General features: G+C 37.0%; 22 protein-coding genes, 1 other RNA gene and 1 pseudogene. 13 read left to right on the plus strand and 11 right to left on the minus strand.

Translation table 11 applies throughout. From position 1 onward, the window contains the following. Window positions 1-2: 2 nt before the first annotated feature. The 3 genes from EHR07_RS10755 to EHR07_RS10765 are packed head-to-tail and all read right to left on the minus strand — an operon-like array spanning window position 3 to window position 2,539. The gene (locus EHR07_RS10755; protein ID WP_135745083.1) at window positions 3-740 is read right to left on the minus strand and encodes an OmpA/MotB family protein; all 738 of its coding nucleotides are present in this window, start codon (window positions 738-740) and stop codon (window positions 3-5) included. After that, window positions 737-1,390, minus strand: a complete 654-nt coding sequence (locus EHR07_RS10760; RefSeq protein WP_135745084.1) for an FFLEELY motif protein — start codon at window positions 1,388-1,390, stop codon at window positions 737-739. Before EHR07_RS10760 ends, EHR07_RS10755 begins: the two co-directional genes overlap by 4 nt. Window positions 1,391-1,396: 6 nt before the next feature. After that, complete coding sequence (locus EHR07_RS10765) at window positions 1,397-2,539, minus strand: LIC13341 family surface-exposed protein (RefSeq protein ID WP_135745085.1); 1,143 nt, start codon at window positions 2,537-2,539, stop codon at window positions 1,397-1,399. Between the two features lie 97 nt (window positions 2,540-2,636). On the opposite strand from EHR07_RS10765, the gene ssrA reads away from it, so the two are divergent. After that, window positions 2,637-2,988, plus strand: a transfer-messenger RNA (tmRNA) gene (gene ssrA, locus EHR07_RS10770). Between the two features lie 751 nt (window positions 2,989-3,739). On the opposite strand, the gene EHR07_RS10775 is transcribed toward ssrA, so the two are convergent. Next, entirely contained in the window at window positions 3,740-4,384 is a 645-nt protein-coding gene (locus tag EHR07_RS10775; RefSeq protein ID WP_135745086.1) for an NrsF family protein, read from the minus strand. Further along, complete coding sequence (locus EHR07_RS10780) at window positions 4,381-4,938, minus strand: sigma-70 family RNA polymerase sigma factor (RefSeq protein WP_238734857.1); 558 nt, start codon at window positions 4,936-4,938, stop codon at window positions 4,381-4,383. The genes EHR07_RS10775 and EHR07_RS10780 overlap by 4 nt, the downstream gene beginning before the upstream one ends. A 129-nt stretch (window positions 4,939-5,067) precedes the next feature. Here EHR07_RS10780 and bufA2 point away from each other — a divergent pair, with 129 nt between their 5' ends. The 3 genes from bufA2 to EHR07_RS10795 are packed head-to-tail and all read left to right on the plus strand — an operon-like array spanning window position 5,068 to window position 6,918. After that, entirely contained in the window at window positions 5,068-5,322 is a 255-nt protein-coding gene (gene bufA2, locus EHR07_RS10785; RefSeq protein WP_135572502.1) for a BufA2 family periplasmic bufferin-type metallophore, read from the plus strand. Between the two features lie 5 nt (window positions 5,323-5,327). Continuing rightward, window positions 5,328-6,188, plus strand: a complete 861-nt coding sequence (gene bufB / locus EHR07_RS10790) for an MNIO family bufferin maturase (RefSeq protein ID WP_244288932.1) — start codon at window positions 5,328-5,330, stop codon at window positions 6,186-6,188. Continuing rightward, window positions 6,154-6,918, plus strand: a complete 765-nt coding sequence (locus tag EHR07_RS10795; RefSeq protein WP_135745087.1) for an HvfC/BufC family peptide modification chaperone — start codon at window positions 6,154-6,156, stop codon at window positions 6,916-6,918. Before bufB ends, EHR07_RS10795 begins: the two co-directional genes overlap by 35 nt. A gap of 101 nt (window positions 6,919-7,019) precedes the next feature. On the opposite strand, the gene EHR07_RS19270 is transcribed toward EHR07_RS10795, so the two are convergent. From EHR07_RS19270 to EHR07_RS10810, 3 genes are all read right to left on the minus strand, one after another. Beyond that, on the minus strand, window positions 7,020-7,691 hold the full coding sequence (locus EHR07_RS19270; protein ID WP_135745088.1) for a DUF1554 domain-containing protein: 672 nt from the start codon (window positions 7,689-7,691) through the stop codon (window positions 7,020-7,022). A 184-nt stretch (window positions 7,692-7,875) separates the two neighbouring features. Beyond that, on the minus strand, window positions 7,876-8,352 hold the full coding sequence (locus EHR07_RS10805) for a GyrI-like domain-containing protein (protein ID WP_135745089.1): 477 nt from the start codon (window positions 8,350-8,352) through the stop codon (window positions 7,876-7,878). A gap of 60 nt (window positions 8,353-8,412) precedes the next feature. Beyond that, on the minus strand, window positions 8,413-9,294 hold the full coding sequence (locus EHR07_RS10810) for an AraC family transcriptional regulator (RefSeq protein WP_135745090.1): 882 nt from the start codon (window positions 9,292-9,294) through the stop codon (window positions 8,413-8,415). 268 nt (window positions 9,295-9,562) lie between these two features. On the opposite strand from EHR07_RS10810, the pseudogene EHR07_RS10815 reads away from it, so the two are divergent. The 4 genes and pseudogenes from EHR07_RS10815 to EHR07_RS10830 all read left to right on the plus strand — a co-directional run bounded on the left by EHR07_RS10815 (window position 9,563) and on the right by EHR07_RS10830 (window position 13,265). Then, a pseudogene (locus tag EHR07_RS10815) lies at window positions 9,563-10,318 on the plus strand (SDR family NAD(P)-dependent oxidoreductase). 374 nt (window positions 10,319-10,692) lie between these two features. Continuing rightward, the gene (locus tag EHR07_RS10820; protein ID WP_135745091.1) at window positions 10,693-11,256 is read left to right on the plus strand and encodes a dihydrofolate reductase family protein; all 564 of its coding nucleotides are present in this window, start codon (window positions 10,693-10,695) and stop codon (window positions 11,254-11,256) included. Window positions 11,257-11,291: 35 nt separating this feature from the next. Continuing rightward, window positions 11,292-11,792 (plus strand): DUF1579 domain-containing protein, encoded by a 501-nt coding sequence (locus EHR07_RS10825; RefSeq protein ID WP_135745092.1) that lies wholly within the window; start codon window positions 11,292-11,294, stop codon window positions 11,790-11,792. A gap of 114 nt (window positions 11,793-11,906) precedes the next feature. Continuing rightward, a complete protein-coding gene (locus tag EHR07_RS10830) occupies window positions 11,907-13,265 on the plus strand; it encodes a Fic family protein (RefSeq protein ID WP_135745093.1) in 1,359 nt (452 codons plus the stop codon). 189 nt (window positions 13,266-13,454) lie between these two features. Here EHR07_RS10830 and EHR07_RS10835 read toward each other — a convergent pair whose 3' ends face one another. Both EHR07_RS10835 and EHR07_RS19275 read right to left on the minus strand, forming a co-directional pair. After that, the gene (locus tag EHR07_RS10835; protein ID WP_135745094.1) at window positions 13,455-14,033 is read right to left on the minus strand and encodes an LURP-one-related family protein; all 579 of its coding nucleotides are present in this window, start codon (window positions 14,031-14,033) and stop codon (window positions 13,455-13,457) included. A gap of 91 nt (window positions 14,034-14,124) precedes the next feature. Then, the gene (locus EHR07_RS19275) at window positions 14,125-15,441 is read right to left on the minus strand and encodes an AAA family ATPase (RefSeq protein ID WP_135745095.1); all 1,317 of its coding nucleotides are present in this window, start codon (window positions 15,439-15,441) and stop codon (window positions 14,125-14,127) included. A 436-nt stretch (window positions 15,442-15,877) separates the two neighbouring features. Here EHR07_RS19275 and EHR07_RS10845 point away from each other — a divergent pair, with 436 nt between their 5' ends. Both EHR07_RS10845 and EHR07_RS10850 read left to right on the plus strand, forming a co-directional pair. Then, on the plus strand, window positions 15,878-16,474 hold the full coding sequence (locus EHR07_RS10845) for a TetR/AcrR family transcriptional regulator (protein ID WP_135745096.1): 597 nt from the start codon (window positions 15,878-15,880) through the stop codon (window positions 16,472-16,474). A gap of 42 nt (window positions 16,475-16,516) precedes the next feature. Continuing rightward, the gene (locus EHR07_RS10850; protein WP_135745097.1) at window positions 16,517-17,377 is read left to right on the plus strand and encodes an alpha/beta hydrolase; all 861 of its coding nucleotides are present in this window, start codon (window positions 16,517-16,519) and stop codon (window positions 17,375-17,377) included. 86 nt (window positions 17,378-17,463) lie between these two features. Here the strand turns inward: EHR07_RS10850 and EHR07_RS10855 are convergent, their stop codons facing one another. Continuing rightward, window positions 17,464-19,029 carry a methyl-accepting chemotaxis protein gene (locus EHR07_RS10855; protein WP_135745098.1) on the minus strand — a complete coding sequence of 522 codons (1,566 nt, stop codon included), beginning with the start codon at window positions 19,027-19,029 and terminating at the stop codon, window positions 17,464-17,466. A 294-nt stretch (window positions 19,030-19,323) separates the two neighbouring features. Between EHR07_RS10855 and EHR07_RS10860 the strand changes: the two genes are divergently transcribed. The 3 genes from EHR07_RS10860 to EHR07_RS10870 all read left to right on the plus strand — a co-directional run bounded on the left by EHR07_RS10860 (window position 19,324) and on the right by EHR07_RS10870 (window position 23,939). Further along, window positions 19,324-19,734, plus strand: a complete 411-nt coding sequence (locus tag EHR07_RS10860) for a DUF3052 family protein (RefSeq protein WP_135745099.1) — start codon at window positions 19,324-19,326, stop codon at window positions 19,732-19,734. Window positions 19,735-19,851: 117 nt separating this feature from the next. After that, window positions 19,852-21,843 (plus strand): methyl-accepting chemotaxis protein, encoded by a 1,992-nt coding sequence (locus EHR07_RS10865; RefSeq protein WP_135746257.1) that lies wholly within the window; start codon window positions 19,852-19,854, stop codon window positions 21,841-21,843. 395 nt (window positions 21,844-22,238) lie between these two features. After that, the gene (locus tag EHR07_RS10870) at window positions 22,239-23,939 is read left to right on the plus strand and encodes a porin (RefSeq protein ID WP_135745100.1); all 1,701 of its coding nucleotides are present in this window, start codon (window positions 22,239-22,241) and stop codon (window positions 23,937-23,939) included. Window positions 23,940-23,941 lie beyond the last annotated feature (2 nt).

Consider the following 23,941-nt stretch of genomic DNA (forward strand, 5'->3'; position numbering starts at 1 on the left):
TTCTATTTAGCCGTTTCTGCTGTTTCTTTTTTACGTATCAAAATTTCAATTCTCTCTTCTTTGGCTTTTTTTTCTGGAGTGTCAGAGTCCTTAGATTTTTGAAACATGGCATACCCTTGAACAGAAACTTGTTCTTTGGGAATTCCATATTCATTTACTAATTTTTCAGCGAGTAAAGAGGCCCTATGAGAATGATAGTCCCATGAATTTTGAAATTTGGATTTGTCAATTTGTGATTCATAAGGAATTTGCACTCGAACAACAATATCTATGTCCATCCCTTTCGATAAAATTGCCAATTGTTCAAAAGCAAATTTAAGATCAGGGTCTGATTTTAAAATATCATCCGATGCCAAATCAGATCCAGCGAAGGTTAACTTGAGTTCTTCCGTTTCTGCAAGTCCTAATTTTAACTTAGCCTTTTCGCGGAGAGTCTTTAATGCAAATCCAATTCGTTCCCAAAGACGAAACACTTGTGACTTTGGTTCCATTGTATCATCTTCTAAAATTCCGGACCCACCATCCAATAGGGCTCCCACAGAAGATACATTCAAACCAAATCCACGTTTTATATCTTTTGCTACTTCTGTTAGGCGGTTAGCGTCAACCTTACTAATCGCATACAATATAATAAAAAGTCCAAGTAACAAGGTAATCATATCGGCATAAGTTAAAAGCCAACGATCATGTGCTTCAACATGTTCTTCTTCCTTTGATGTAAACCTAGAACGCCTTCTCATGTTTCCTCTTTAAGAGTTGGGAATGCCTTATGTAAAAAATCCCATTCCTTTTCTTGAACTATCGCATAAAACTCATTAAACAAATCTTGGTGTACTGGCAAAGTAGCGTAATATCCTTGTTCCACTTTTTTAAACAAAGGATAAACTCCAAGTAACCGCGCCATCATTGCTGCCGGTTTGATGATATATGCGCTGACAGGTTTATGTGCCAACTCATAGAATTTTTTGAGGTTAAAAAGAACGACTTCTAATTGTTTTTTGCGCGTTTCTCTTCTATCCAGTTCACAAAACAAATTAAAATACTGCTCTTGCGTAATTTCCTTTCCCAATTCCCAACCTTTAGAAAGAAGGAGTTCGGCCATCTGAATGTCCAATTCGTCAGTGATTGAATTTAATTCTATCAAACGTTCAACACTTTCCCTTGTTCCTTCTTTCATCATGTTTTTTACTTTTTCATAAGTCGAGAAAGCTAAAGTTTCCCACTCTTCTTTACCATCTAAGTTGTAAACAGTTTCAAAAAAGAACTTAGCCATTTCTATCGTTTCACTACGATGAAAAAAGTCATAATAGAAGAGATGAAATCGATCCACTTGAACGCGAACAATTTCTCTTCTAGCAATTGTGACTTCTTTCGTTAGTTGGTGTTTCATTTATTATTAGTTTGTAGGTGTTTCCAAAAGATAAGAAGGAAATCCTTGTTGGTCACGTTCAAAAGGAGCAATGGAGAACTGATTTGGAATCGAAACTATTTCTTGATAAAACTTATAAGTGGAACGAAATAAAATTTTTGGATTCGCAGATTCTTTTGGTGTATAATAAAATTTTATCCCATAACGAAAGTTATTCGCCCATCCTTCTTTTGTAGCTTCTAACAGTGGATATTCTGCTGGGATTTTTTTGTTTTGGACAACATTAAACACAATGTCTCCTTTTTTATACAACCTTACTCCTTGCGTTTCCCCTGCTAACCGAACGGATCCAGCTTCTGGAAATGATATGGATAAATATGTTAAACTAACATAGTTTCCACGATTCTTTAATTGTAAAGTTACAAGTGACTCTTTTCCAATTTCAAACTTTGGAATCACTTCTAATGATACGAAAGCAGGAACTGGTTGCATAGGAAGATTCGGAATCATTTCCCAACCATTAAAAACAAACTCTTGAGAATAATTAGGATTGGTTGGAAAAATACGAAAGGATTTATCTTTTTGATTATACTCAAAATCCACACGTTTGCTTCTTTTTAATTCTTCGTGTTCTTTGAGTTGGAACCCGTCCCAAATTTTTTTGCCTTTCCTATAACCCATTGGCACTGAAAACAAACCTAACGGCGGTTCTTCAGCAAGAACTTCCACAAATACAGAATTAAAGTTATCACCTGGAAGTTCCGCCACTACAATCCGACGAAGGCAGTCTCCCGCAAAAGTTACTTTCTCCTTACCTTGTGCAGACCCTGGAACCCAAGAATTGAGTTTTGCGTCGTAATACATCGGACCCAAATTTTGCAAAAAAAATTCCAATTTCCAAAGATAATCCCAACTTGAACCATCTTTGCGAAAGGCAGCTAGGACCTCACTTGTCCCTGATTGGAACAAAACCAAAGTTTCCATTTCGGGAGTTTCATCCAAATTGATTTGTTTTTGACCCAAAACCCGTACAGGCTGTCCGTTATCATTTCCGTAGACAGCTTGCCGAATTTCTGAATCCGAAGGGTGTTCCTTTTGGGAACAAGATACACAAAAAACAAAAGCGAAAAGAAAAGTGGCTGTAACACGAAACAAATTAGATAAATTCATAGGAATTCTTTCATTCGATCAGACCAAAACTCCAATTCAACCTTTTTTGCTTTTCCTTTCTCAGTCCTGTGTTTTACTCGTCTAAGTAGTAAGAATTGGGGACGACATTGGTTTCGACTGTTGTTGGCTTGGATTCAGTGGCACGTAGGGGTGAGGGACCTCTTAAAAACCTTCAAAACAATAACTGCAAATAACGAATTTGCTCTAGCAGCTTAATTTTAAGCTCTACGGTTTCCCTGGCTGTTTCCTTAGGTGGCCAAGAAACCGACACCTCTCTAAGGACCTTTCGGATTTGTCGCCCGCTTCGAACCGGATTGAACTTTAAGTAGGATAGGAATTAGTCCCCCGTTTGTAGGGTAAGTCTTTCCGAAATTTATTTGCAAACTAAACGTGTAGAAGCTGCATTTGAGGATGATAGGACCCGGGTTCGACTCCCGGCGTCTCCAGAATTTATTTTAAGCATCTCAAAGCCTTTTTCATATAACAAACAATTTACGACGGGAGTCGAACGACCGCAGCAGAGAGAAATGGTAGCTCGTAGACTGGGACACCCCAGTCTTCGTGCGTTAAGCCATTTCGACCTGAGCACACGATGTGCGAAGGCTGATGCGGGACGGGCTGGAACGTGTTCGACCTGGATGGGAGAACCGTGGAAGCCGACTCCCGGCGTCTCCAGAATTTATTTTAAGCATCTCAAAGCCTTTTTCATATAACAAACAATTTACGACGGGAGTCGAACGACCGCAGCAGAGAGAAATGGTAGCTCGTAGACTGGGACACCCCAGTCTTCGTGCGTTAAGCCATTTCGACCTGAGCACACGATGTGCGAAGGCTGATGCGGGACGGGCTGGAACGTGTTCGACCTGGATGGGAGAACCGTGGAAGCCGACTCCCGGCGTCTCCAGAATTTCGGTATAAGTTTCGGCATTCGCTTCTCGCGTTCGCCTGGCCATCCTTGGCCAGAGCTCCCGCCCGCACCCATCCATGGGTGCTTTTCGAAGCAAACACCTCCACTGGGTTATCACGCTAAAGTATAGAGATGTTTGGTTGGTGTAGAGAGAGAATTAACTTTCGCTTAATCATTGTTTTACGAGATGAGTCGAACGACCCACTTCGATTAGCCAGATTGTTATACAATAAGTAAGTAATTTCTTTGGATCATTATCTTTCTTAAATGATTATGATTTTATAGGCAGAATTCTATTCCTTACTTTGAATCAGTTTGAATCCCAAAAAAGAAATTAGGCTATAAAAGGGAATGAGTGCAAGAGTATGCCAAGTCAACATATGGATGGATGTTTCATTAGGACAGAGAAAGGAAATTCCTATTTGAGCAAAGGTAAATGGTAACGCATAAACCGAAAATTGAAATAAAAGGGAAGGTTCAACAAAACCTTTTTTTAAATTTATATTTAATAAAATCACAGGAATTGTTGCAATTAACAATAATAATACTACGCAAATCGAACCGTGATGAGTCAACTCTTCCGATATAGAGGAAAATAAACCTTTTTCTGTAAATGTTACGGATAAAACTAAAAAGATAATCCAAATAACAAGAATTAAATTATGAAATAAATAATCATAAGTAGATTGGTTGCCTGGAATGTTTCTTTTAAACAAAACGAATCCACAAAAAAGAAAACCTACTATTAATGTAACAATGGATTCCCAGAATCTGGGAATATGATATTGACCACGAATCATTATGGAAAGCGCCAAAATCATAATCATACTTAGTAATGAATATAAAGCCCATTGTAAAAATCGATGTTGTGAGCTTTTTAATGGAGACACTTTCTTATTGTCTTGAGTAAGGATTTCAATTAATTCTATAGTTTTCATAATTTGTCTCCTGGACGAAGTCGAATGATTTTATAAATTCTATGAGCAGCCGTTTTTACTGCAGACTGGGACATAGACATGATTTTCGCAGTTTCAGCAATTGACATTTTATCCAACTTTAAAAGCCGAAAAATCAATCTCTGTTTTTCAGAAAGTTTGGCTAATATTTCTTCAATTCGTTCCTTGGAATCATCGTCAGAAGGAAAATATTTATTTTCCGGCAAATACTCATTAGACAAAAGGAATTCTCTTTTTTTCTTACGACCTTTTTTTCGAATGTAATCAATGATCTTATAATTAGCAATCGTATACAACCAAGGCAAAAAGGATTTGTCAGGTAAAAAAGTATGTTTGGAAAGATGGACTGCAATGAGGATTTCCTGAAGAACATCTTCCCTATCTTCTGCATCAAAAATTTTTACAGTTAGAATTCCTCTTAGTATTACACAAATTTCTTCCAATAATTTCTTATAAGCTAATGAATCACCTTCTTGCGAAGAACGCATCAAACCAGATAGTTCATCAGGTGAGATCCTGTTCTTGGATAATTTCAACACCCTTCTTTCATTCCAATGCTCCGTTCATAAATCAATTTATTTATAAAAACCACATTTTTTTTTTCGCAGATGTAACTTTTCAATCTTTCAGACGAAAGAACCTACAATTCAAACTAGGAGAAGATTATGAATTACAAATCGGGAATACTTTTAGGTGCAGCATTGGCTGGACTTACTTTTACATCTTGTATGAGCGCTAAAACCCAAGTTGCGGAAAAAGCGGAAGGTGAATGCCACGGAATCAATGCCTGCAAGGGACAGGGCGATTGTGGAGGAAAAGGACATGCTTGTTCAGGTAAAAATGCATGCAAAGGACAAGGTTGGAAAGGTACTTCCGAAAAAGAATGTGCAGAGAAAGGTGGAAAGTTTATTAAATCGTAAAACCCTTGGAAAATAAATCTCCTAAATTTGGTGTTGGTCTCAGAAGAGAACATTATCCTTATCTAATGGAGAAACCAAATACAGATATAGATTGGTTTGAAGTCATCAGTGAAAACTATATGAACACTGAAGGACGCCCTATGTCTGTATTGGAATCCATTCGAAAGGACTATCCAATCACATGCCATGGAGTTGGAATGTCTCTTGGAAGTTCAAATGATATTGATCCAAATTACCTTAAAGATTTAAAACTACTGATCGATAGAGTGGATCCATTTCTGGTATCAGACCATTTGGCTTGGAATCATTTTAACGGAATCAGATTGCATGAACTGATTCCTGTTCCTTATCATGAAGAATGTTTAGAAGTCATTACGAATCACATTGATCACGTACAGAATGAACTAAAAAGACAGATTGCTATAGAAAATATAATAGCATACTTCAATTATAAATCGTCTACGATGAAAGAATGTGAGTTTTTAAATTTACTAACTCAAAAGACAGGATGTTTAATTCTTCTAGACATAAATAATGTTTATGTAAATGCAAAAAACTTTCAATTCAATCCGGTTGATTTTATCAAAACGATTCCTAAAAAAAGTATAGCCCAGATTCATTTGGCTGGTTTTACAGATATGGGAAATTTCCTATTCGATACACATGCAGAGCCAGTACATCCAGAAGTCTGGAATTTATTGGAAACATTTTTAGATTATATTCCAGAGAATGTTCCAATCATGATTGAATGGGACGAGAATGTTCCTGAGTTTCAACAGTTGGAAGATGAGCTTAACAAAGTAAGAAAAATTGTAAAAAAAGGGATAAAAAATGAAGTTAGAGAACCTTCAGAACTTATATACTGACTGTATTTTATCCAATCACAATATTCCTTTTCAAAATCAAATCATTGCCTGCGGGAATTTATCATCGGATGAAGCTACATCTGTTTATAAGCAAGCCTACTTATTTCGAATGAAAGATACCTTGTTAGATAATTTCCAAGCCGTACATTTTGTATTAGGTGATACTTTATTTGATTTCGCAATTGAAAAATATATAAATAAAAACAATCATAAGGCTTATGATTTATCTAACTACGGAAGAAATTTTCCTAATTTTCTCTTGGAAACCTATCCTGAATTTCCTTATTTAAAAAATTTGGCTGAATTCGAAATACAATTTATAGACAGTTTTCATAAAAAAGAACACATTAGTTTTGATCTTTTTAGTCTCCAAAATCAAACCGAATTGGAAAATGCTGTATTTGAATTTGGAGAAACGGTAAAACTCATTCAAAATCAATTTTCGATTTATTCCATTTGGAAAAATAGAAAGTCAAATCTACAACCAGATCTTTCCAAAACCAATCAACAGGAATTTTTACTATTATATAAACAACATTCGAATCTTTATGTGCTTTCCCTTGCGGCCATTGAATTCTTTTTTATCGACTTACTACATAAAGGCGAATCAATTGGAGTTGCAATGGAAAAAACAAACACTCGTTTCCAATTGAATCCAGAAATCATATCCAACCTTTTTGGAAAAATAGCGACCTCGGGAATTGTAAAAAATATTTTTTTAAAAACTTAAGATACTGGCAAGTTGGTTATGATTCCTCTGCTTGTAAGGATCATGAATCTTTGTCTTCTCCCTTTGCACTTTAAATTCTCGTATTTACTTTTCTAACATAACTACTGTTCCACACAAAGTATAACGGAAAATGTATCGCATGTTATTCCACCTGTTGAGATATAAAGTTGGTTACTGTTTGGGGCTGCCCCAAGTAGCGATGCGTTTGTTCCATCCGTCCATCGATTACAATGTCCACTAGAACGAGTGAGCCAACCTCCTGCATCGAAACCAGAAAAGATAGTAGTGACAGATGGATTTTCTGCATCATTGGTTTGACTTGAAAAAATACCGAAACTATTTGTGGTCGCGATAGTCACTCCATCCACAGCTCGCACATAGGTTGTATTTGGTTTTAAAATCCAATTCACATGTTCAGATATACCTCCAGTCAAACAATTCGAAGTTGTACAAGCAATGCGATTCACATCATCCACAAGAAAGGCTTTGTAAACCGCTCTCGCTGGCTCAGTTGGTTTTTTCGAATCACTCATACATTTAGCATCCGCTCCCGCAATTCCTCCTCTTGCTCCCGTATAGGTTGTACTCGTGGTAAAAAATTTACAAGTGGTGCAAACAGGAACGGGAGGGCGACAATCAGAAGATACTCCAGTGATGCACAGTACCGACTGCGTCTTCCAATAAGAATCAGTCCCAAATTCATTTGGGTTGTCTAGTTTTGGCTGCGTACAATGTAGGAATAAAAAAAGTGAAATGAAAATCCAGAATCGCATTCCTGAATTTTATAAGAATTTGATTCTAGATCAACTAAGAAATTGATTTGTTTTTAACAATTACAGTTCAACCACTTTCATAGTAAAGTTGATCAACGTTCGCATTACCAGCTAACACCGACAGGTGAAAGTATCTTTCCTATAGTGTATGCAACAGACTTTTAAAAAAAACCACTTTTTTAAATCACTCCATCACGGGAATATATATCATCTCTTCAGAACTTGGTTCGTTATTTTTGTATTTATCACCCATCACTTCAAAATGAGGACGTTGGTCCAACTTATATCCCGACTTAGGAAACCACTCCTGAAATATCGATTGGTAAAAGGGACCAGCCTGACTTGGTAAACCTTGGTACAAAAATCGAACATAAAGTCCTTTGGGAATTTTTATGATTTCTAAACCATCGCCGATGATTGGTTCTTCACTCACTTCCACTCCGGCCCATTTCATAAACCGATTCGATGGATTGAAACTGTGAAAATAATCAGAAGAATAAATCGACATGGAAATCAAATTGTTGTCCAATCGATTCGAAATAGAATTTAATTTTGGCATGAATCTTTGCCACAAAGTTTGGGTTTGATTCTCCAAAAGAGAGATTTCTAATTTCATTCCCACAATAATTTTTTGATCTACTTTAACTATTTCTGAATCCATAAGTATAACATAAAATGATAATCTCCCTTTGCAATACCTTATTGCTAAATTTACAAATTTCTACACTTCCATTTCTTTTAATTTTTTAACATCTTTCGCGGGAGAGGCTCCAAAAAATCTTGAATATTCCCTATTGAATTGCGATGTACTTTCATAACCTACATCTAAGGCAGCATCAGTGACCGAATAACCACTATACGTTAAAAGTTTTCTTGCTTCCAGGAGTCGTAATTGTTTTTGAAATTGAATCGGACTTAAGCCCGTAATAGATTTGAATTGTCTGTGAAAGGTCGTGATTCCCATACAAGCACGATTTGCCAATTGGTCTATTTCAAAACTATCTGTAAAATTTTGTCTGATCCATTGAATGGCATGGTGAATGCTCGAACCTTTTTGATGAGATTGAAATAATTTCCTAAGTCGCCAACCTTCCGGTCCAATCAAAACATGGTATAAAATTTCTCTCTCGTAGACTGGTGACAAGGCCGTGATATGTTCTGGTGTTTTCATTAACCGTAACATTCGTAACCAAACATCTAAGAAGGGAAGGGTAGCAGGACAGGCAGAAAATTCGTTCTGATTTTTTTTATCACCAACTGTATTTGGTATATCTTTTAATAAATCCAATAAAACTTTTTGATCCAACTGGATCGCAACAGACAAATAAGGAGAACCATTGGCGGCTTGCCTTACATGCCCCGTTGCAGGCATTTCTGTGGGAATGACAAAATAGGATGGTCCTTCCAAGTGTACTACCTGTGTACCAATCGATATAGTTTTACCACCTTGGACAACAAGACCAATTAACGGTTCGTAGACGGCTGCCAGTTGGTGTGTCGGAACTTCCCCTTGGATCATTAGCACACGCGGAAGAGCTGTTTTGGTTGGTTCCGTTGTGGCATCCTGACAAAGTTCTACAATTTCATTTAGTATTGCCTGCACAACCCATCCTAACACAAAAGATTCTTTTAGGCACTTCTTTCCTCAAAAAAAATGATTTTTAAAAATACTTTTTAATCAAAAAAAAAGAGACCGGTAGTTTTAGGCAACTTTATGGTATAATCGGATCTTGTTACTAAACTTCGCTTCAGTTATATTTCTTATTACAAAACTTGCAAACAATGAATTCTTGTATCCATGAGAAGGAACTAAACCTATTCCCACATTACGAGCGTTCAATGGTTGTTTGAGTTTACAAAAGGAGTTTATTATGAAAATAGCAATCATCACCGGTGGTAGCAATGGAATTGGGAAAGCAACAGCTCTTGAACTTGGTAAACGAGGAATTAGTGTGATCCTTACTTACAATTCTTATAAGGACCGAGCGGAAGAAGTCGTCAAAGAAATTGAAAAGAACAAGGAAGTTCGAGCCATTGCTTTGAAGTTAGATCTAACTAAAAAGGAAACCTTTCCCATGTTTGTTGAGGAAGTAAAACACAAACTGAAAAACATTTGGAACCGGTCCAGTTTTGATTACCTTGTCAACAATGGTGGGATTGGTGGACCAATGGCATTTACAGATTTAACCTAAGAATACTTTGAACAAATTTTAAATACCAACTACAAAGGCCCTATCTTTTTAACACAAAAGTTAATTAGTCTCATGGAAGAGGGAGGTGCAATTGTTAACACTTCGAGTTCCTCTAGCACAAAAGCTTTTGTCGGTTATTCCATTTACGGATCTTTAAAAGCTGCCTTGTCCACTTGGACTCGTTATTTAGCAAACGAACTAGCGCCTCGCAAAATTCGTGTGAATGCAGTATCCCCTGGCCCTACACATAGTAACTTTGGCGATGGTGTGTTTGATAAATATCCAGAATACATCAAACCATTGGCCGAACAAACTGCCTTTGGACGCATTGGACTTCCCGAAGACATTGGGAAGGTAATTGTCAATTTTCTATCTGATGACTTTGGATGGGTCACTGCCCAAGACATTGAAGTTTCGGGAGGACATTTACTTTAATACGATTAGAACAAAATCACAAAGATCATAAAGGGTGGATTTTCAATTTGGGTCCACTCATTTGAATTTCAGTTTTTTGGTTCTATACGCTCATTCGAAATTCGTTTTCTTTCATTGAAAATTTTATTGATGGGGGCGTTCCCAAACAAATGCAAAAAAAACATTTCTTACGAATAAGGGCCAGGCTCCTCCGGGGTGCGCTTACGCTCCCGTCCCCCGCCATCTAACGATGTCAGGTGACCAAGCCCTACGTATCCTTAACGCAAAAACAATACAAATTGTATTTAAAAAATAAATCTCTTGATGAAAATATAGAATCTGTTCTCACGATAAGATAAGTTTGGTATTTCGTTGTTGGAAAAGGGGAGAATTTCATGAGAAAACTAATTATGTGGAATGTGATCACATTAGATGGCTACTTCGAAGGGGAAACAAACTGGGATTTAAGTTTTCATGGACTTGTTTGGGGAAAAGAACTCGAAGAGTTTAGTCTCACCCAACTTCGCTCAGCCGACATACTTGTGTTTGGTGCCAAAACCTACCAAGGTATGGCGGATTATTGGACGAACGCTCCCGAAAACGAAGGAGAAGTTGCCAAATTTATGAACGAACTCCCGAAACTTGCCTGCTCCACCACTCTTGGATCTGCCACCTGGAAAAATACCACCATCACCAAAGATGCAATAAGCGAAGTTTCTAAATTAAAAAAGGAAGGAAGCGGGGATATGTTTGTCTTTGGAAGTGGAATTCTTTCCGCATCACTGATGAAAGCAGGTTTATTTGATGAATATCGAATCTGTATAGCGCCTGTATTTTTAGGAAAAGGAAGGAAACTTTTTTTAGAAGGAATTCCCAACCAAGAATTGAACCTCATCGAAACAAAAAAACTTTCGACAGGTGGTGTCATTCTTAGTTATGTACCAAAGAATCAAACATAAACTCTAACTTCTATTAAAGATAAGGAAAATTAATTATGACTACAAACAAATTCGAAGAATCCCTGAAAGAAGGACCTCACCACCAGTTACAAAAACTCCTTGGTCATTGGTCAGGAAAAACCAAAACTTGGTTCGAAAAAGATGTTTTGACTGACGAATCCAATGCGGAGGCAACCATCACTACTTTGTTAGATGGAAGATTCATCTCTATTGATTATCACAGTAGTTTGGATGGGAAACCATTCGTAGGTAAAATGATCCTTGGATTTGATATCCCTTACCAAAGATACACAAGCTCTTGGATTGATAGTTTTCATATGGGAACTCAAATTATGTTATCGAGCGGAGAATCAAAAGGTAACGGATTTTCTGTTTTAGGTTCTTATGGCAATCCTGAATACGGAGAAGCCCTTTGGGGTTGGAGGACCGAAATTCAGTTTATCAGTGAAAAAGAATTTTCATTAACTGCCTTCAATATTTCGCCAGATGGAGAAGAAGCAAAAGCCACAGAGACATTTTATAAGAAAGTGGGATAACAGGAAACTAATGAATTAATTTCTAAAAAGGTAAATGATCCGTAATTGATTTCAAAAACAGATCTATTTTTTAATGATTTACAAACTTAAATCAGTACCAAAAATAATTTGTACATGTTAAGTGAAGATTTAAATAGAATCAAAAGACTGAAAGCAGAGTTAGATGCCATTCGTCCCATTCCTGAGGAAACAATGGCAAAGGTCATGCAAAAGTTTCGACTCGATTGGAACTACCATTCCAATTCGATGGAAGGGAACTCTCTCACTTTCGGTGAAACCAAAACCTTTTTACTACATGGAAACACCGCTTCAGGCAAACCATTAAAAGATCACCTTGAAATTAAAGGTCACAACGAGGCAATACTCGATTTAGAAGATATGGTAAAAGGGGAGGTTCAACTCACAGAACATAAAATTCGCAGCTTCCACCAATTGATTTTAGGTGAACCATACGCTACAAAGGCACTTACGAAAGATGGAATGGAAACAACGAAACAGATAGTTCCAGGTAAATACAAATCGCAACCCAATCATGTTTTAACTTCTACAGGTGAAACATTTTATTTTACCGAACCTAACCTTGTTCCACTGGAGATGGAACAACTTCTCAAGTGGTTTGAAGAAAATCAGACAAAAAACGAACTCCCTACCTTAATATTAGCTGCGACCTTTCATTACAAATTCATCCGGATCCATCCCTTCGATGATGGAAATGGAAGGATGGCACGAATCCTCATGAATCTAATTCTGATGATGAACGGTTATCCACCTGTGGTCATTAAAACAGAGGAAAAAGAAAACTACTTTCGAGCACTTAGACAAGCAGATGGTGGTGAATTAAATCCATTTATTGAATACATAGGCCAACAATTAATTCACTCTTTAGAATTGACATTAAAGGGTGCAAATGGTGAATCCATTGACGAAGATGATGATATCGACAAACGGTTAAAACTGTTACTTGGGCAGATAGAGGAAAACAAAAAAAATGTAGTACGTGTCAAACGAGACCCGAGCCATGTTTTCGAAACAGTTGCTCAATCCATTGTACCATTGATCGAAGAAGTAATTTCAAACTTACCTAAAATGAATTCCTTTTTTTTAAATATCTCTAACGAGATTACAATACCTTTAGAACCATCCGCAAGAAAAACATTTAAAAACTTAAGTCAACTAAAGGAATCATACCAAACTTATGCAAGAAACCTAGACGACTCATTTCCTAAGTCGATTACAGTTTCAATCAGCCTAAATGGATACAAACATTCTGCCGAAAAAGCTGACTTTAATATCCAAACTAATTTATATATTCTTTTTAATGAATACACTTATACAGTGAATTCATCTTATCCTCAAATAATTAAAATTACTTTGCCATACAGTGAACAAATCTCGATAGAACAAATCAAAACTTTTTCAAAGAATTTACTAGGCCAATGGGTTACGATGCTTGAGGCAATCAGTAAGTCTTAAATCCAATAACCGTTTTTCTTTTGCTTTGGGCGATCCCAATCCCTCCGAAGACTCACCATTCTTCCTGCAATGGGTCAGGCTCCTCCGGGGAGCGCTAACGCTCCCGTCACCTGCCATCTAACGATGACAGGTGACCAAGCCCTACGTAACCTTATCGCGGAGATAAAAACTTAAATTACCAATCCAAAACTATTCTTGTCTACCTTCAATGATTTGTAACAAAATCACAATTGCAATGCCCATTCTTCGATCTAGAATTTTTGCTGTATCAGCTGAAAAATCTATATTGAATTGAGGAACAAAAGGATTAAAAGTTTGTTTTAAAACTCCCACCTGATTCTTGTTTACAGTAATGAAAAAGGTTTGTGGAATTAAATTAGTTAAAAACCTACGAAGCATTGCTTTCAACATACTATCTTCATCAATAGAACCTATCACTTGGTCCTTTGCATCTAAAATTTCCCAAGAATCTTTTAGTATTGATTTGAATCCTTTTCGGCGCAGTGACCCAATCGACTCATTTGAGGAAACATCCACAACATCGTAGATTGCAGAAAAATCGATCATACTACGTGCTTTTATTTTTAAAAGTTCTTTAGATTTTGTTTCATCTGCATAAACTGTAATGTCTTCTTTTAGTTTAAAAGCTTTTTGTTTCACAAAAAAGAGAAGGTTCGTTTTGTTTTCATCAAAAATGCGAATTTCGCCGCCAAAGATTTTTAAAAAACTTTTTTTTGCAAAATATTTGTTAAATGTGTACTGTTGCATAAGCCTCGATTGTATCAAAATCTTAGTAAACTCAAGTCAAAAAAAGTTTAAATCACGCACTTTCAAGCTAAGCCATTAAACCTTTATGGTTTTAAATACCGAAAATTTGACCTAAAACTTCTTCATATTCTCTAAATACTTTTGATTGTTTATTCTTTAATGTATATGGTGCAGGTCCAGTTTCATCAATATGCAAAAATAATGATGTTGAAATTTCATGATGGTGTTTAATTTCAATAGCTTCATCAAATAGTTTTGCATACCATTTGTCTTTTGTTAGTTTTCGTATTTCATCCCGTCTTACATTATCAAAATGTTTTTTGCTCGTTGGATCGGTATATGCATTATTAAAAAGGATAGGCAAGACTTCTGGTCCATTTCCTTTTCTTTCTGACCAAACTTCTGGAATGAATTTTTCTAATACTTGGACGGCATTATGAATGGCTTGTGCTGCTTGGTAATTTACGGGAATTAAAACAGAGTCGGAAACAGAAACTCCAATTTTACTAAAAAAACTCCAGTTGGTTGGACAATCGATGAGTATATAATCAAAATTTCCTTTTTCACCAAAGGCATCGAGAAGTTTACGAAATTTTTTCACCATTGTCTGTGTGATTGCTTTAGTAGCGTGTGCAGCACTATCAAAACGTTCGTCTCCTCTGATGATATGCAGATTTTTCCTGATTCGAATGGTATTGATACTTCCCTTAATTTCTTTCCCTAACAAAATATCAAAAACACTTGTAGGTGTTTCTGTTTTTTTAACTTCAAGTTTAAAGGAATCGGTTAGGTCTCGTTGTTGTGGGTCTAAATCAATGAGTAAAACATTTTTTCCTTTTTCAGAAAGTACACCTGCAAAGTTACCGGTTGTGACTGTTTTACCCACTCCTCCCTTATTGTTATAAATTGCAACGATAAGAGCTTTCTTCTTATCTTCATAAAGAGAAGGTTTTTTTAAAAGTTTTTTGAGAAGAGTTATGGTTTTGTCTGTTCCCTCTTCTAAATTTAAAATCTCAGTCAGTGGGAAAATTACTTTATTTTTACGTTGAAAGACTTGGGCATTTTTACCATTGATCAGTAAACCAAACTGTACTTTTTGCAAATCATCGGTGTTCATATAATCAAATAACTGAAACTTTGCTTCTATGTATGTTTTGGCAGAAGGATCAGATAAATTGACAACATTGGATTTTACTTCAATGGCTAAATATGGATTTTGATTTACAAAACAAACAAAATCTGCTTCTCCTGATTTTTTTAAAGTTACTTTGTCTTTAAAATCTTCTCTTTGATAACCTAAATGTTTGATTAAAGGGAGAACCAGTCTTGTTTCTACTTCCGATTCACGCCCGTTTTGTTTTAAAAAACGAATAATGGATGGAAACTCACTTTCTTTTTTTGCCGCCATAGTATCTCCATTAACTTATATATCTTTCAGCTAAAAAAATAATTACATTCTTTAGTAGAACTGAATTTACTGATCTTCTTTCATATCGGAACCTGCCATTCCATAAAAACAAGAAATTTACTTCCACTTACTGCAGTTAAAGGTTATATTTTGTAACGAAAAATTTTCGCGTTATGCCAAATTAAAACAATAGAATTCGTTTTCTTAAAAAGTTTCCCTAGATAAATTCGACCGTCCTCCAACCCTTTCCTGTGCCAGGGATGCGAAGGGCTTGGTCTTAGTTCGGACCATTGGGGTCGAACTAAGACGGGAGCGTCAGCGCACCCCGGAGAAGCCCGGTTGTGAATCGTACCCATCTGATTAAAAAAACCAAATTAAGGCACCCAAAACCTAAAAAGTACTTTACTAAATTCAACGAACGATCGTACTTTTATTTATGGGCAAGGGAGAAAACACAAAATCAATGATTTTGGACAAAGCGGTCCAAATGGCAAGCATCCAAGGATTGGAAGGGCTTACCATCGGATCCCTTGCCGAAGAATTGGGAATGTCCAAAAGTGGACTCTTTGGAAAGTTTGCTTCCAAAGAAAATCTCCAAATCGAAGTCCTTAGGGTTGGAAGCGAACTGTTCCGACGGAATGTGGTTTATCCTGCTCTCAAAACCAAACCAGGATTGGCAAGACTCAAAACAGCTTTTCAGATGTGGTTGTCTTGGGCAAATACGGATAGCCTACCCGGAGGATGTTTGTTTTTGTCATCTAGTTCCGAATTTGACGACAGGCCCGGTGCAGTCAGAGATCATTTGAAAAAAACACAACTCAGTTGGCAAAAGACATTAAAACAATTTGTGCAAGATGCAAAAGATACCGTAGAGTTAGATGCCAATACAAATGTAGATAAGATGGTCCAAGAAATTTGGGGACTGATCTTAGGATTTCATTTTTATAACAGACTTTTGGAAGACAAAAACTCTGAAAAGAGAACCAAACAAAGTTTTAACGAATTAATCAAACGACACCAATACAATATTTGAAAAGAAATTGAGAAAGGATTTTTATAAAAGAGGTTTAAAATTATGGAACATAATAGCACGATCGTTCGTACTTTAAATAGAAGTTATCCATTCACAATGGAAGAAAAATGGGTCTTTGCCAGAAGAAGGCCAAAGTTCATTGGTCATGTGGCCGCTGGGTATTTTTTATCCACACAGAAACAAAAACCATCCAGAAAAGAAATGGATGTATTAACATTAGCAGAACAAAAAGAGTTTCAAGAGAATGAACACCGCATCCAATACTTTCATTGGAAGGGAGAGAAAGAAACCATCCTTCTTGTTCATGGTTGGAATGGACATACAGGAAATTTTGCAAGGATTGTTCCTGCGCTTTTGGAAGAAGGATATAATGTCATAGGAATTGATTTACCAGGACATGGATTTTCTACTGGTAGGTATTCTAATATTGTATTATCCGCGAAGATGGTACGTAGGCTCGTACAGGAAATTGGAAATCCAAATTATATCATTACACATTCTTTTGGTGGTGCGGTCGCCACCGTAGCACAAGAATTAGGTGTTAATGCAAGTAAGTTAGTTTATATTGCTCCACCTTTACGTTTAGAAATATTACGAGAAAGTTTTAACCGATACTACCAATTAACTGAAGAAGAAAGTGAAGCGATGCGAGAGGTGTTGGAACGAAAGGTGAAACAACCTCTTAGCAGTTTGGATTTAGAAAAAGCCGGACCTAAATTTGATAACTCCCTTCTTGTGATTCATGATGAAGATGATTTGGAAATTCCTTTTGCAATGGGATTTGCAGTTTCTAAGGCCTGGAAAAAATCCAAGTTAGTCCAAACCAAAGGTCTCGGCCACAAAATGATTTTGCGAACCGAGAGTGTCAAAGATGAAATCATTGGTTTTCTAAAAGAAGGTTAAAACCAAATTTTAATAATAAAAACTAACTTAAAAAAAATATTTAAGTTAGTTTTTATAAGAGAAAATGGAAATTCCTAAATTAAGAACTACGTTTGGCTCATCGATGCCAATTTATTGGCTTCATCTTTTATCATTTCAATATGCTCTTCTAGGTCTTTGGAGGCACGGCTGATTTCATTAACTTCCATTTCAAGTTGGACGATTCCTTTGGATGCTTCTTTCTGACCAAGTAACTGTTCTTTGGTAGATTCGGAAATTTGTTTGGATAATTCCCGAATTTGTCCAAGTTCTGTTAGAATGGCTGACAAAGTATTTCTTTGTTCCAAATACAAACGATTCATATCTTGGATTTCGACCAAGGTTTGGTTCAAACGATCAATTTGTGATTTTGCCAATTCCCCTGTTTCTTTGGATGCATTTCTTGCGTTGGCTATGATATCTTTGGAACTTTTAACCACTACAGAAATTCGTTTTACGTTGTTTTTGGTAAACTCAGCCAGTTTACTTACTTCATTTGCCACAACAGCAAAACCTTTTCCGACGTCCCCTGCCCTTGCCGCTTCAATCGATGCATTTAACGCAAGTAAGTTTGTCTTTTCTCCAATTTCGGCTACGATATTATTGATTTCGTTTACTTGGTCAAAGGATGATTGGATGGATTCCAAATGGCTTGCGGTTTGGTCCGCTACTTCCGTAACGGACATACTTTCTTTTTTATTGATCTCAGCGATTTCCACAAGTCGTTCACTTTGAACAAGAATTTGGTCTACAGTTTCTTTTAGAATTTCAGTGTCCGATACCATTCCTTGTACTTTATTGTTTTGTTCTTCGATGGAAGACCCGTTGGATTCAAATGAACTGGAAAGTTCTGATATAACTGCCGTTATTTCTTCTAAGGAAGCAGCCTGTGATTCTAGTTTTACGGAAGTTTGTGAAACAAAGTTACTAAAGTTTGTAATCGAACTTTCTAATTTTACAGCTGCATTAGCAGAAATTTTATTTCTTTCTTTGGTTTGGTCTAAAAGAAGTTCTGCTTCATCCGCTTTGATTTCGGCAAGGGAACTAATTTTTGTTAGGAGCTGCACTAGTAAACTGACAATATAACCTGCAATCATAATAAAAACAGGTTTAAGAACTTCACCCGCCGTACCCACATAGCCTATTTGCCGAGAAAGTTCTGGATCAACAGAAAGTTTAATTCCTCCAATGTTTACGGCACAATACAAAGCAATAGCGGAAGTTGTGGCACCTATAAACGAATTAAGCAAAACAAACTTTCGGTCACCTAAAAATCCAGAATAGATAGCATTAAAAAAGTAAATAAAATAAACTGCCGTATTTGCAAGTGCTGCCTGCGCCTCATTTAAACTAAGGGTGCAGTCCATAATGATGGTGCCACCTAGGACTAAAGTATCTAATAAAATAAGTGTTTTGTGAAACCAAGTGGGTGGGTTTGATTTTCTTTCTAAAAAATAAGCAACGGCACAATAAAAAGCCATTGTGCAAGTTCCAATCATATGGATCAAAAACATCTTTGGTTGGAATTCGTCCTTTGCCCCTACCATGGCAAAAAAGAATAAAAGAACCAAACCGAATCTGATTCTATTGATGATGATTTTTCCTTGTTTCCAAAGATCTGCGATCGTTAACACTAAATACCCTCTATTAGTTGAAATTACTAGAACAGTGATTGGGTCAATATTTTATTGCTCTTATTCACCGACGGATCAAATTTCATAGAAATGATCCAGTAGTTTCTGTTTTTTTATGGATGCAGGTTTTTTATAAAGAAATAGGGTTTTGTCCATTGGTTTTTTTCCTGAAACAGAAAAATTGGAAAGGATCTAGAAAATATTTTTTGTTGCTAAGTCCTTAGTTTTTAGAATCAAAAGCTAACAGTATTTTGCCGATAGTATTTTAAGATTACGGAGGTTAACGAGGAATTTATGTCTGCTGGTTATTCAGGTAAACCGCTGGTTGAAAAATTAGGAATCAAAGAACGTATGTTCCTTCACTTTATCAATCTTCCCTCCAAAGACTTCACCAAAACTTGGGGAACTTTTCCCAAAGAAATTCAAATTGTTGACAAACCTAAAAAAGATTTAGATCTCATTCATTTTTTTACAACTTCCTCCGAAGAATACCGCAAAAAATTGCCTAAACTGATGGGTTTGATCAAACCATCAGGAATGATTTGGATTTCTTGGCCCAAAAAAACATCTAAAATCCCTACTGATATGAATGAAAATCTCATTCGGGATTTTGCACTAGAATTAGGTCTTGTAGACATTAAAGTTTGTGCCGTGGATGAAATTTGGTCAGGATTAAAACTAGTGATCCGAAAAGAGAATCGATAAACCTCAATTTATTAGTATTCGTACGAATCGTTCGAAAAGTTTCTAATATGTGATTTGACAAATCCAAACTAACCATTATGAAATATGATTCGATTTGTTTTTGTTGGGACTTATATTATGAAATTAAATAGCCTAAAGACTGTAATTGTAGCACTGAGTGTAACCGTAATTTTGGTGTTAACCATTGGGATCTCCTCTTTCGCTTACATCATAGGCAAATCCTATATTGTGAATGCTTATATAGGCGAAATGAAAAATGTTGCCAGGATCTCAGCAAGGCAGATTCAGATTTTTTTTGACTACCAATTTTTATTAGCAGAGTTAAATGCCACTAACCCTGAATTTGCAGAACGATGTATCAAAAAAGATCGTAAATATCTAGATCAGGTTCTCTCCAATATAAGTAAAAAATACGGCATTTATGAAAATGTTTTTGTATCCACTGCAGAAGAAAACCCGATGGTTTTTTCCGATGCAACCGGTAAGGCCATTGGATTTCGATGGGGGAACACAGGATTTGATGAAAACATCAAAGCAGTTCTTAAAGGAAAACCTCTTCTCAGTAAGGTGGCAAAGTCACCGGTCACACAAGAACCTGTAGCTGTTCTAACCATGCCTGTGTTCCAAGGCAAACAAGTAGTGGCTATCTTTGCCTTTGCGATTTCTTTGAGTCATCTTACCGATGAAGTGGTAAAGGATGTCAAAATTGGAAAAGAAGGTTTTATTGCAATAACAGATATGGAAGGCCAAGTCATTGGACATCCAGACAAATCATTAATCCTAAATTTGGACCTCCAAAAACTAGATTGGGGGAAAAAGTTACTCGCTCTAAACTCTGAAGAACACATGGAATATTTTTTCGGTAAAGAAAAAATAGCTACTGTGTTTGATATTAAACAATACAACATTCGTTTGGCGACGATTGCTTCCAAAGGCGAGATTATAGCAGTTGTCCATGATATGTTATTAAAAATTGGAATCTTTGCTATTGGTATTTTAGTGATATCGATTTTTGCGCTTTCCAAACTCATCACACAAAGATTAAAACCTATTTCTGGTCTTAGAGATTTATTTAAAAAAATGTCTTCTGGGGATCTAAGCCAATCTTTAAAAATCATTCATAGTGATGAAATTGGTGAGTTAAGTGGGGATACAAATTCCTTTTTGGTTAGCCTTCGCAAAATTATTTCCGAGATTCAGTTTATATCACAAGAACTTGCATCCAGTGCCGGAGAACTTTCTTCCAGTGCCGATAGTTTTTCCGGCGGTGCTCAAGCAACAGCCGCTTCCACCGAAGAGATGTCAGCTACAGTTGAAGAAATGTCTGCAAGTATGGAAAACATTACGGGTTCCATTGATATCCAACACAATAATATTTCCCAGTTCCAAGTGAAAATACAAGAATTGGCAAATAGCGTCAAACAAGTAGCAGACGAAATCAATCATACCCTAAACCAAATGAAGTCTATCTCCAACCAAGCGAAAGAAGGAGAACAGTCGCTCACTGGTATGAATGATATGATCAGTAACATACTCAAATCATCTGATGAGATGAAAGCGATCATTGCCATCATCAATGAAATTTCTGACCAAACACAACTTTTGGCTCTCAATGCAGCAATTGAAGCGGCTCGTGCGGGTGACGCGGGAAGAGGATTTGCTGTAGTTGCCGAAGAAATTTCTAAACTATCCATTCGGACAGCTTCTTCAATCAAATCCATTTCTGAGATGATTGGCAATAACGCAAAAGAATTAGATGGAGGTGCCAAAAGCATCCAATCCTCAACATCTCTCATCCAAGAAATCATTAAAAATATCAATGGTGTTTCGCAGGCGATGGATTCTCTTTATACGATTATGGGTTCCCAAGCGGAAATCAATCGGTCGGTACTTGAGAATTCTGGGGTGGTCAAAGGGGAATCCGACCAAATCAAAGTGGCCGCGGACGAACAAAGAGGAGCGGTTCGGGAGATTACCGATGTCATCACCCAGATCAATGAACATACCATCAACACAGCCGCAGGGGCAGAAGAAATGTCCTCCTCTGCCAAAAATCTTTCTAATACGGCAGATAAGCTAAAGGGAATCTGCGACCAATTCCAATTATAACCTTTAGTTCTTAGTTGTCTTAAGCGGAAGGGATCGCAGCGGAAATCCTTTCGCCTAAGCGAAAGATTGAAGCGTAGAGCCCGGTCCGCACGAAAGGGCGGATCCGCCCCCCCAATCTTTTATAGAATCCTCTAAACAAACCAAATGGATTCACAAATTGGCTCGTATCCATTCGTGATGAACTTGTAATAATCCTTAGTTCTATTGTGACAAACCTTGTTTTTGTTAAAAAAAAAGTACAAAAAGCACGCACCAAGGTCCCCTGTAACCAAATCGTAACAATTCCGTCATCCAATCCCAACAGTACTTCAATACGTTTGTAACTAGACTGAAACATTGAATCGGATGCGTTTCATCCGTTTGTAATAAATCCAAATCAGTCGTAACCAAAACGAATGAAGACTATCTCAAAAGCAATTTTGGCCCTCCTACTCTTTGTTAAGGCTGTTTCTGCAGAACCAGAACCTTCCCAAACCAAAGAAGTGGGTCAGGTGGGATCAAACCCAGCGGAAGCCAAAGAACATAAAAAAGATTCAAAAGAACCACAAACGAAAGTATACCGAGATCTTTATGAAGATACAGAATCGGGTCAAATTTTTACAAAACCTGGTGCCAACCGAGTGAAGGTGGAGTACAACCGTCCCCTTTCCGGAAATACAACCACTCTTCCTGATGCCTTTGCCCATAGACCCGATGATACTGCCAAAGAAAAATTAACGATTACAGGTCGGATGCAATTTCGCGGAGTTTCTGGATCGCAAGACTCGCTTTTTAATAACGGACATCGCGATTTTAATACTGTGGATTGGAACTTCCGAAGGTTACGATTGGGGGCTCAATATGAAAACGATTGGTGGGGTGCAAACATCCAACTTCGTTTAGAAAACATGTTAAACAGGCCCGATGTGGTTCAAACCACGAGCACATTAAATTATTTGAATGCAAATGGAAAACCAGCTACCACTAGTTATGTGACAAATACTAGATTGAAAGACAATCGGGGTTACATTCATGAAGCCTTTGCTTATGCTAAAATTCCTTATGGTGGTTTGCGATTTGTGTTTGGACAATTACCAACACAATTTAGTAGAGAGTATTTACAATCGTCTGCCAATTTTGTGACATTAGAACGCAGTATGATTGTGAATGCGATTCCTCAGTTTGATAACGGTGTGATGCTCCAAGCCACCCCACTAAAAGAAATTGATCATAAATGGGAAAGATACCTACAACTATCGCTGATGGTTGGTAATGGAAAAGGTGGTGGAGGAGATTACGGAACAGGAAGAAGACAAGATCTAACTACCGCCAATCGATACGGAGCTGTGAACACTTCCCCTATTTACTATGCGCGGGCACAAGTGAATGTGTTTGGCGGACTCAAACGGGAGTCTGATGGAAAGATGGTGAATTGGCAAGAAGGAGAAGAAATTTTCCAACGTGAATTAAAATGGTCTGTGGGTGCAGGTTACGTACAAACACAGAATTTAATCACACCTGCTCTTTATGTTCCCGAATACACACCAGGAACCACAAGTGGAATCCAATTGTTAACAGCACAAGGTTCCAACCCGGATCGTGGAAGTTTAGATGCGAATGGATATCCTAATTTTTTAGTTCAAAACTCTGTGCCTACAATGGGCCGACCGAAGATGGGACTCATTGGACATACCTACGATAGCACTTTCACTTATAAAGGTTTTTATCTATCGGGCGCCTATACTAAATTTGGTGGTGCCGCTTCCAATGATTTATTTGGATATCATGGAACGATTGGTTACAATATTCCCATTTTTGATAAATACTACATCATGCCAGTTTTGAAATACGAATTCATCCAAGGTGATTTTAACCGAAATGGAAGGATCGATCCAACCGACTCGTTACGAGTGTATTGGGCTGGTTTGAATTTGTTCGGGGACAAACATCATTTTAAAGCCCAACTGTATTACCAAGTTCTAGGCAATCAGTTTGATGTGAATCCGAACACTGGAAATGCAATGCCAATTGATGACAGAAGAGTTTACCTACAATTACAGGCAAACTTTTGGACCGGAGTTGTTTCTCCTGAAGCTTACAGTTATAGACCAAACTAAGA

This window comes from Leptospira bandrabouensis, from assembly GCF_004770905.1.
Lineage (GTDB): Bacteria > Spirochaetota > Leptospiria > Leptospirales > Leptospiraceae > Leptospira_A > Leptospira_A bandrabouensis.

What these genes read in the sequence shown, in the direction of transcription:
- EHR07_RS10845 (WP_135745096.1), top strand. Translation starts at nt 15,878, where the DNA reads ATGGGCAAGGGAGAAAACACAAAATCAATGATTTTGGACAAAGCGGTC.
- EHR07_RS10870 (WP_135745100.1), top strand. Translation starts at nt 22,239, where the DNA reads ATGAAGACTATCTCAAAAGCAATTTTGGCCCTCCTACTCTTTGTTAAG.
- EHR07_RS10775 (WP_135745086.1), bottom strand. Translation starts at nt 4,384, where the DNA reads ATGAAAACTATAGAATTAATTGAAATCCTTACTCAAGACAATAAGAAA.
- EHR07_RS10805 (WP_135745089.1), bottom strand. Translation starts at nt 8,352, where the DNA reads ATGGATTCAGAAATAGTTAAAGTAGATCAAAAAATTATTGTGGGAATG.
- EHR07_RS10860 (WP_135745099.1), top strand. Translation starts at nt 19,324, where the DNA reads ATGTCTGCTGGTTATTCAGGTAAACCGCTGGTTGAAAAATTAGGAATC.
- EHR07_RS19270 (WP_135745088.1), bottom strand. Translation starts at nt 7,691, where the DNA reads ATGCGATTCTGGATTTTCATTTCACTTTTTTTATTCCTACATTGTACG.
- EHR07_RS10830 (WP_135745093.1), top strand. Translation starts at nt 11,907, where the DNA reads ATGTTAAGTGAAGATTTAAATAGAATCAAAAGACTGAAAGCAGAGTTA.
- EHR07_RS10765 (WP_135745085.1), bottom strand. Translation starts at nt 2,539, where the DNA reads ATGAATTTATCTAATTTGTTTCGTGTTACAGCCACTTTTCTTTTCGCT.
- bufA2 (WP_135572502.1), top strand. Translation starts at nt 5,068, where the DNA reads ATGAATTACAAATCGGGAATACTTTTAGGTGCAGCATTGGCTGGACTT.
- EHR07_RS19275 (WP_135745095.1), bottom strand. Translation starts at nt 15,441, where the DNA reads ATGGCGGCAAAAAAAGAAAGTGAGTTTCCATCCATTATTCGTTTTTTA.
- EHR07_RS10825 (WP_135745092.1), top strand. Translation starts at nt 11,292, where the DNA reads ATGACTACAAACAAATTCGAAGAATCCCTGAAAGAAGGACCTCACCAC.
- EHR07_RS10820 (WP_135745091.1), top strand. Translation starts at nt 10,693, where the DNA reads ATGAGAAAACTAATTATGTGGAATGTGATCACATTAGATGGCTACTTC.
- EHR07_RS10760 (WP_135745084.1), bottom strand. Translation starts at nt 1,390, where the DNA reads ATGAAACACCAACTAACGAAAGAAGTCACAATTGCTAGAAGAGAAATT.
- EHR07_RS10795 (WP_135745087.1), top strand. Translation starts at nt 6,154, where the DNA reads ATGAAGTTAGAGAACCTTCAGAACTTATATACTGACTGTATTTTATCC.
- EHR07_RS10835 (WP_135745094.1), bottom strand. Translation starts at nt 14,033, where the DNA reads ATGCAACAGTACACATTTAACAAATATTTTGCAAAAAAAAGTTTTTTA.
- EHR07_RS10755 (WP_135745083.1), bottom strand. Translation starts at nt 740, where the DNA reads ATGAGAAGGCGTTCTAGGTTTACATCAAAGGAAGAAGAACATGTTGAA.
- EHR07_RS10850 (WP_135745097.1), top strand. Translation starts at nt 16,517, where the DNA reads ATGGAACATAATAGCACGATCGTTCGTACTTTAAATAGAAGTTATCCA.
- EHR07_RS10865 (WP_135746257.1), top strand. Translation starts at nt 19,852, where the DNA reads ATGAAATTAAATAGCCTAAAGACTGTAATTGTAGCACTGAGTGTAACC.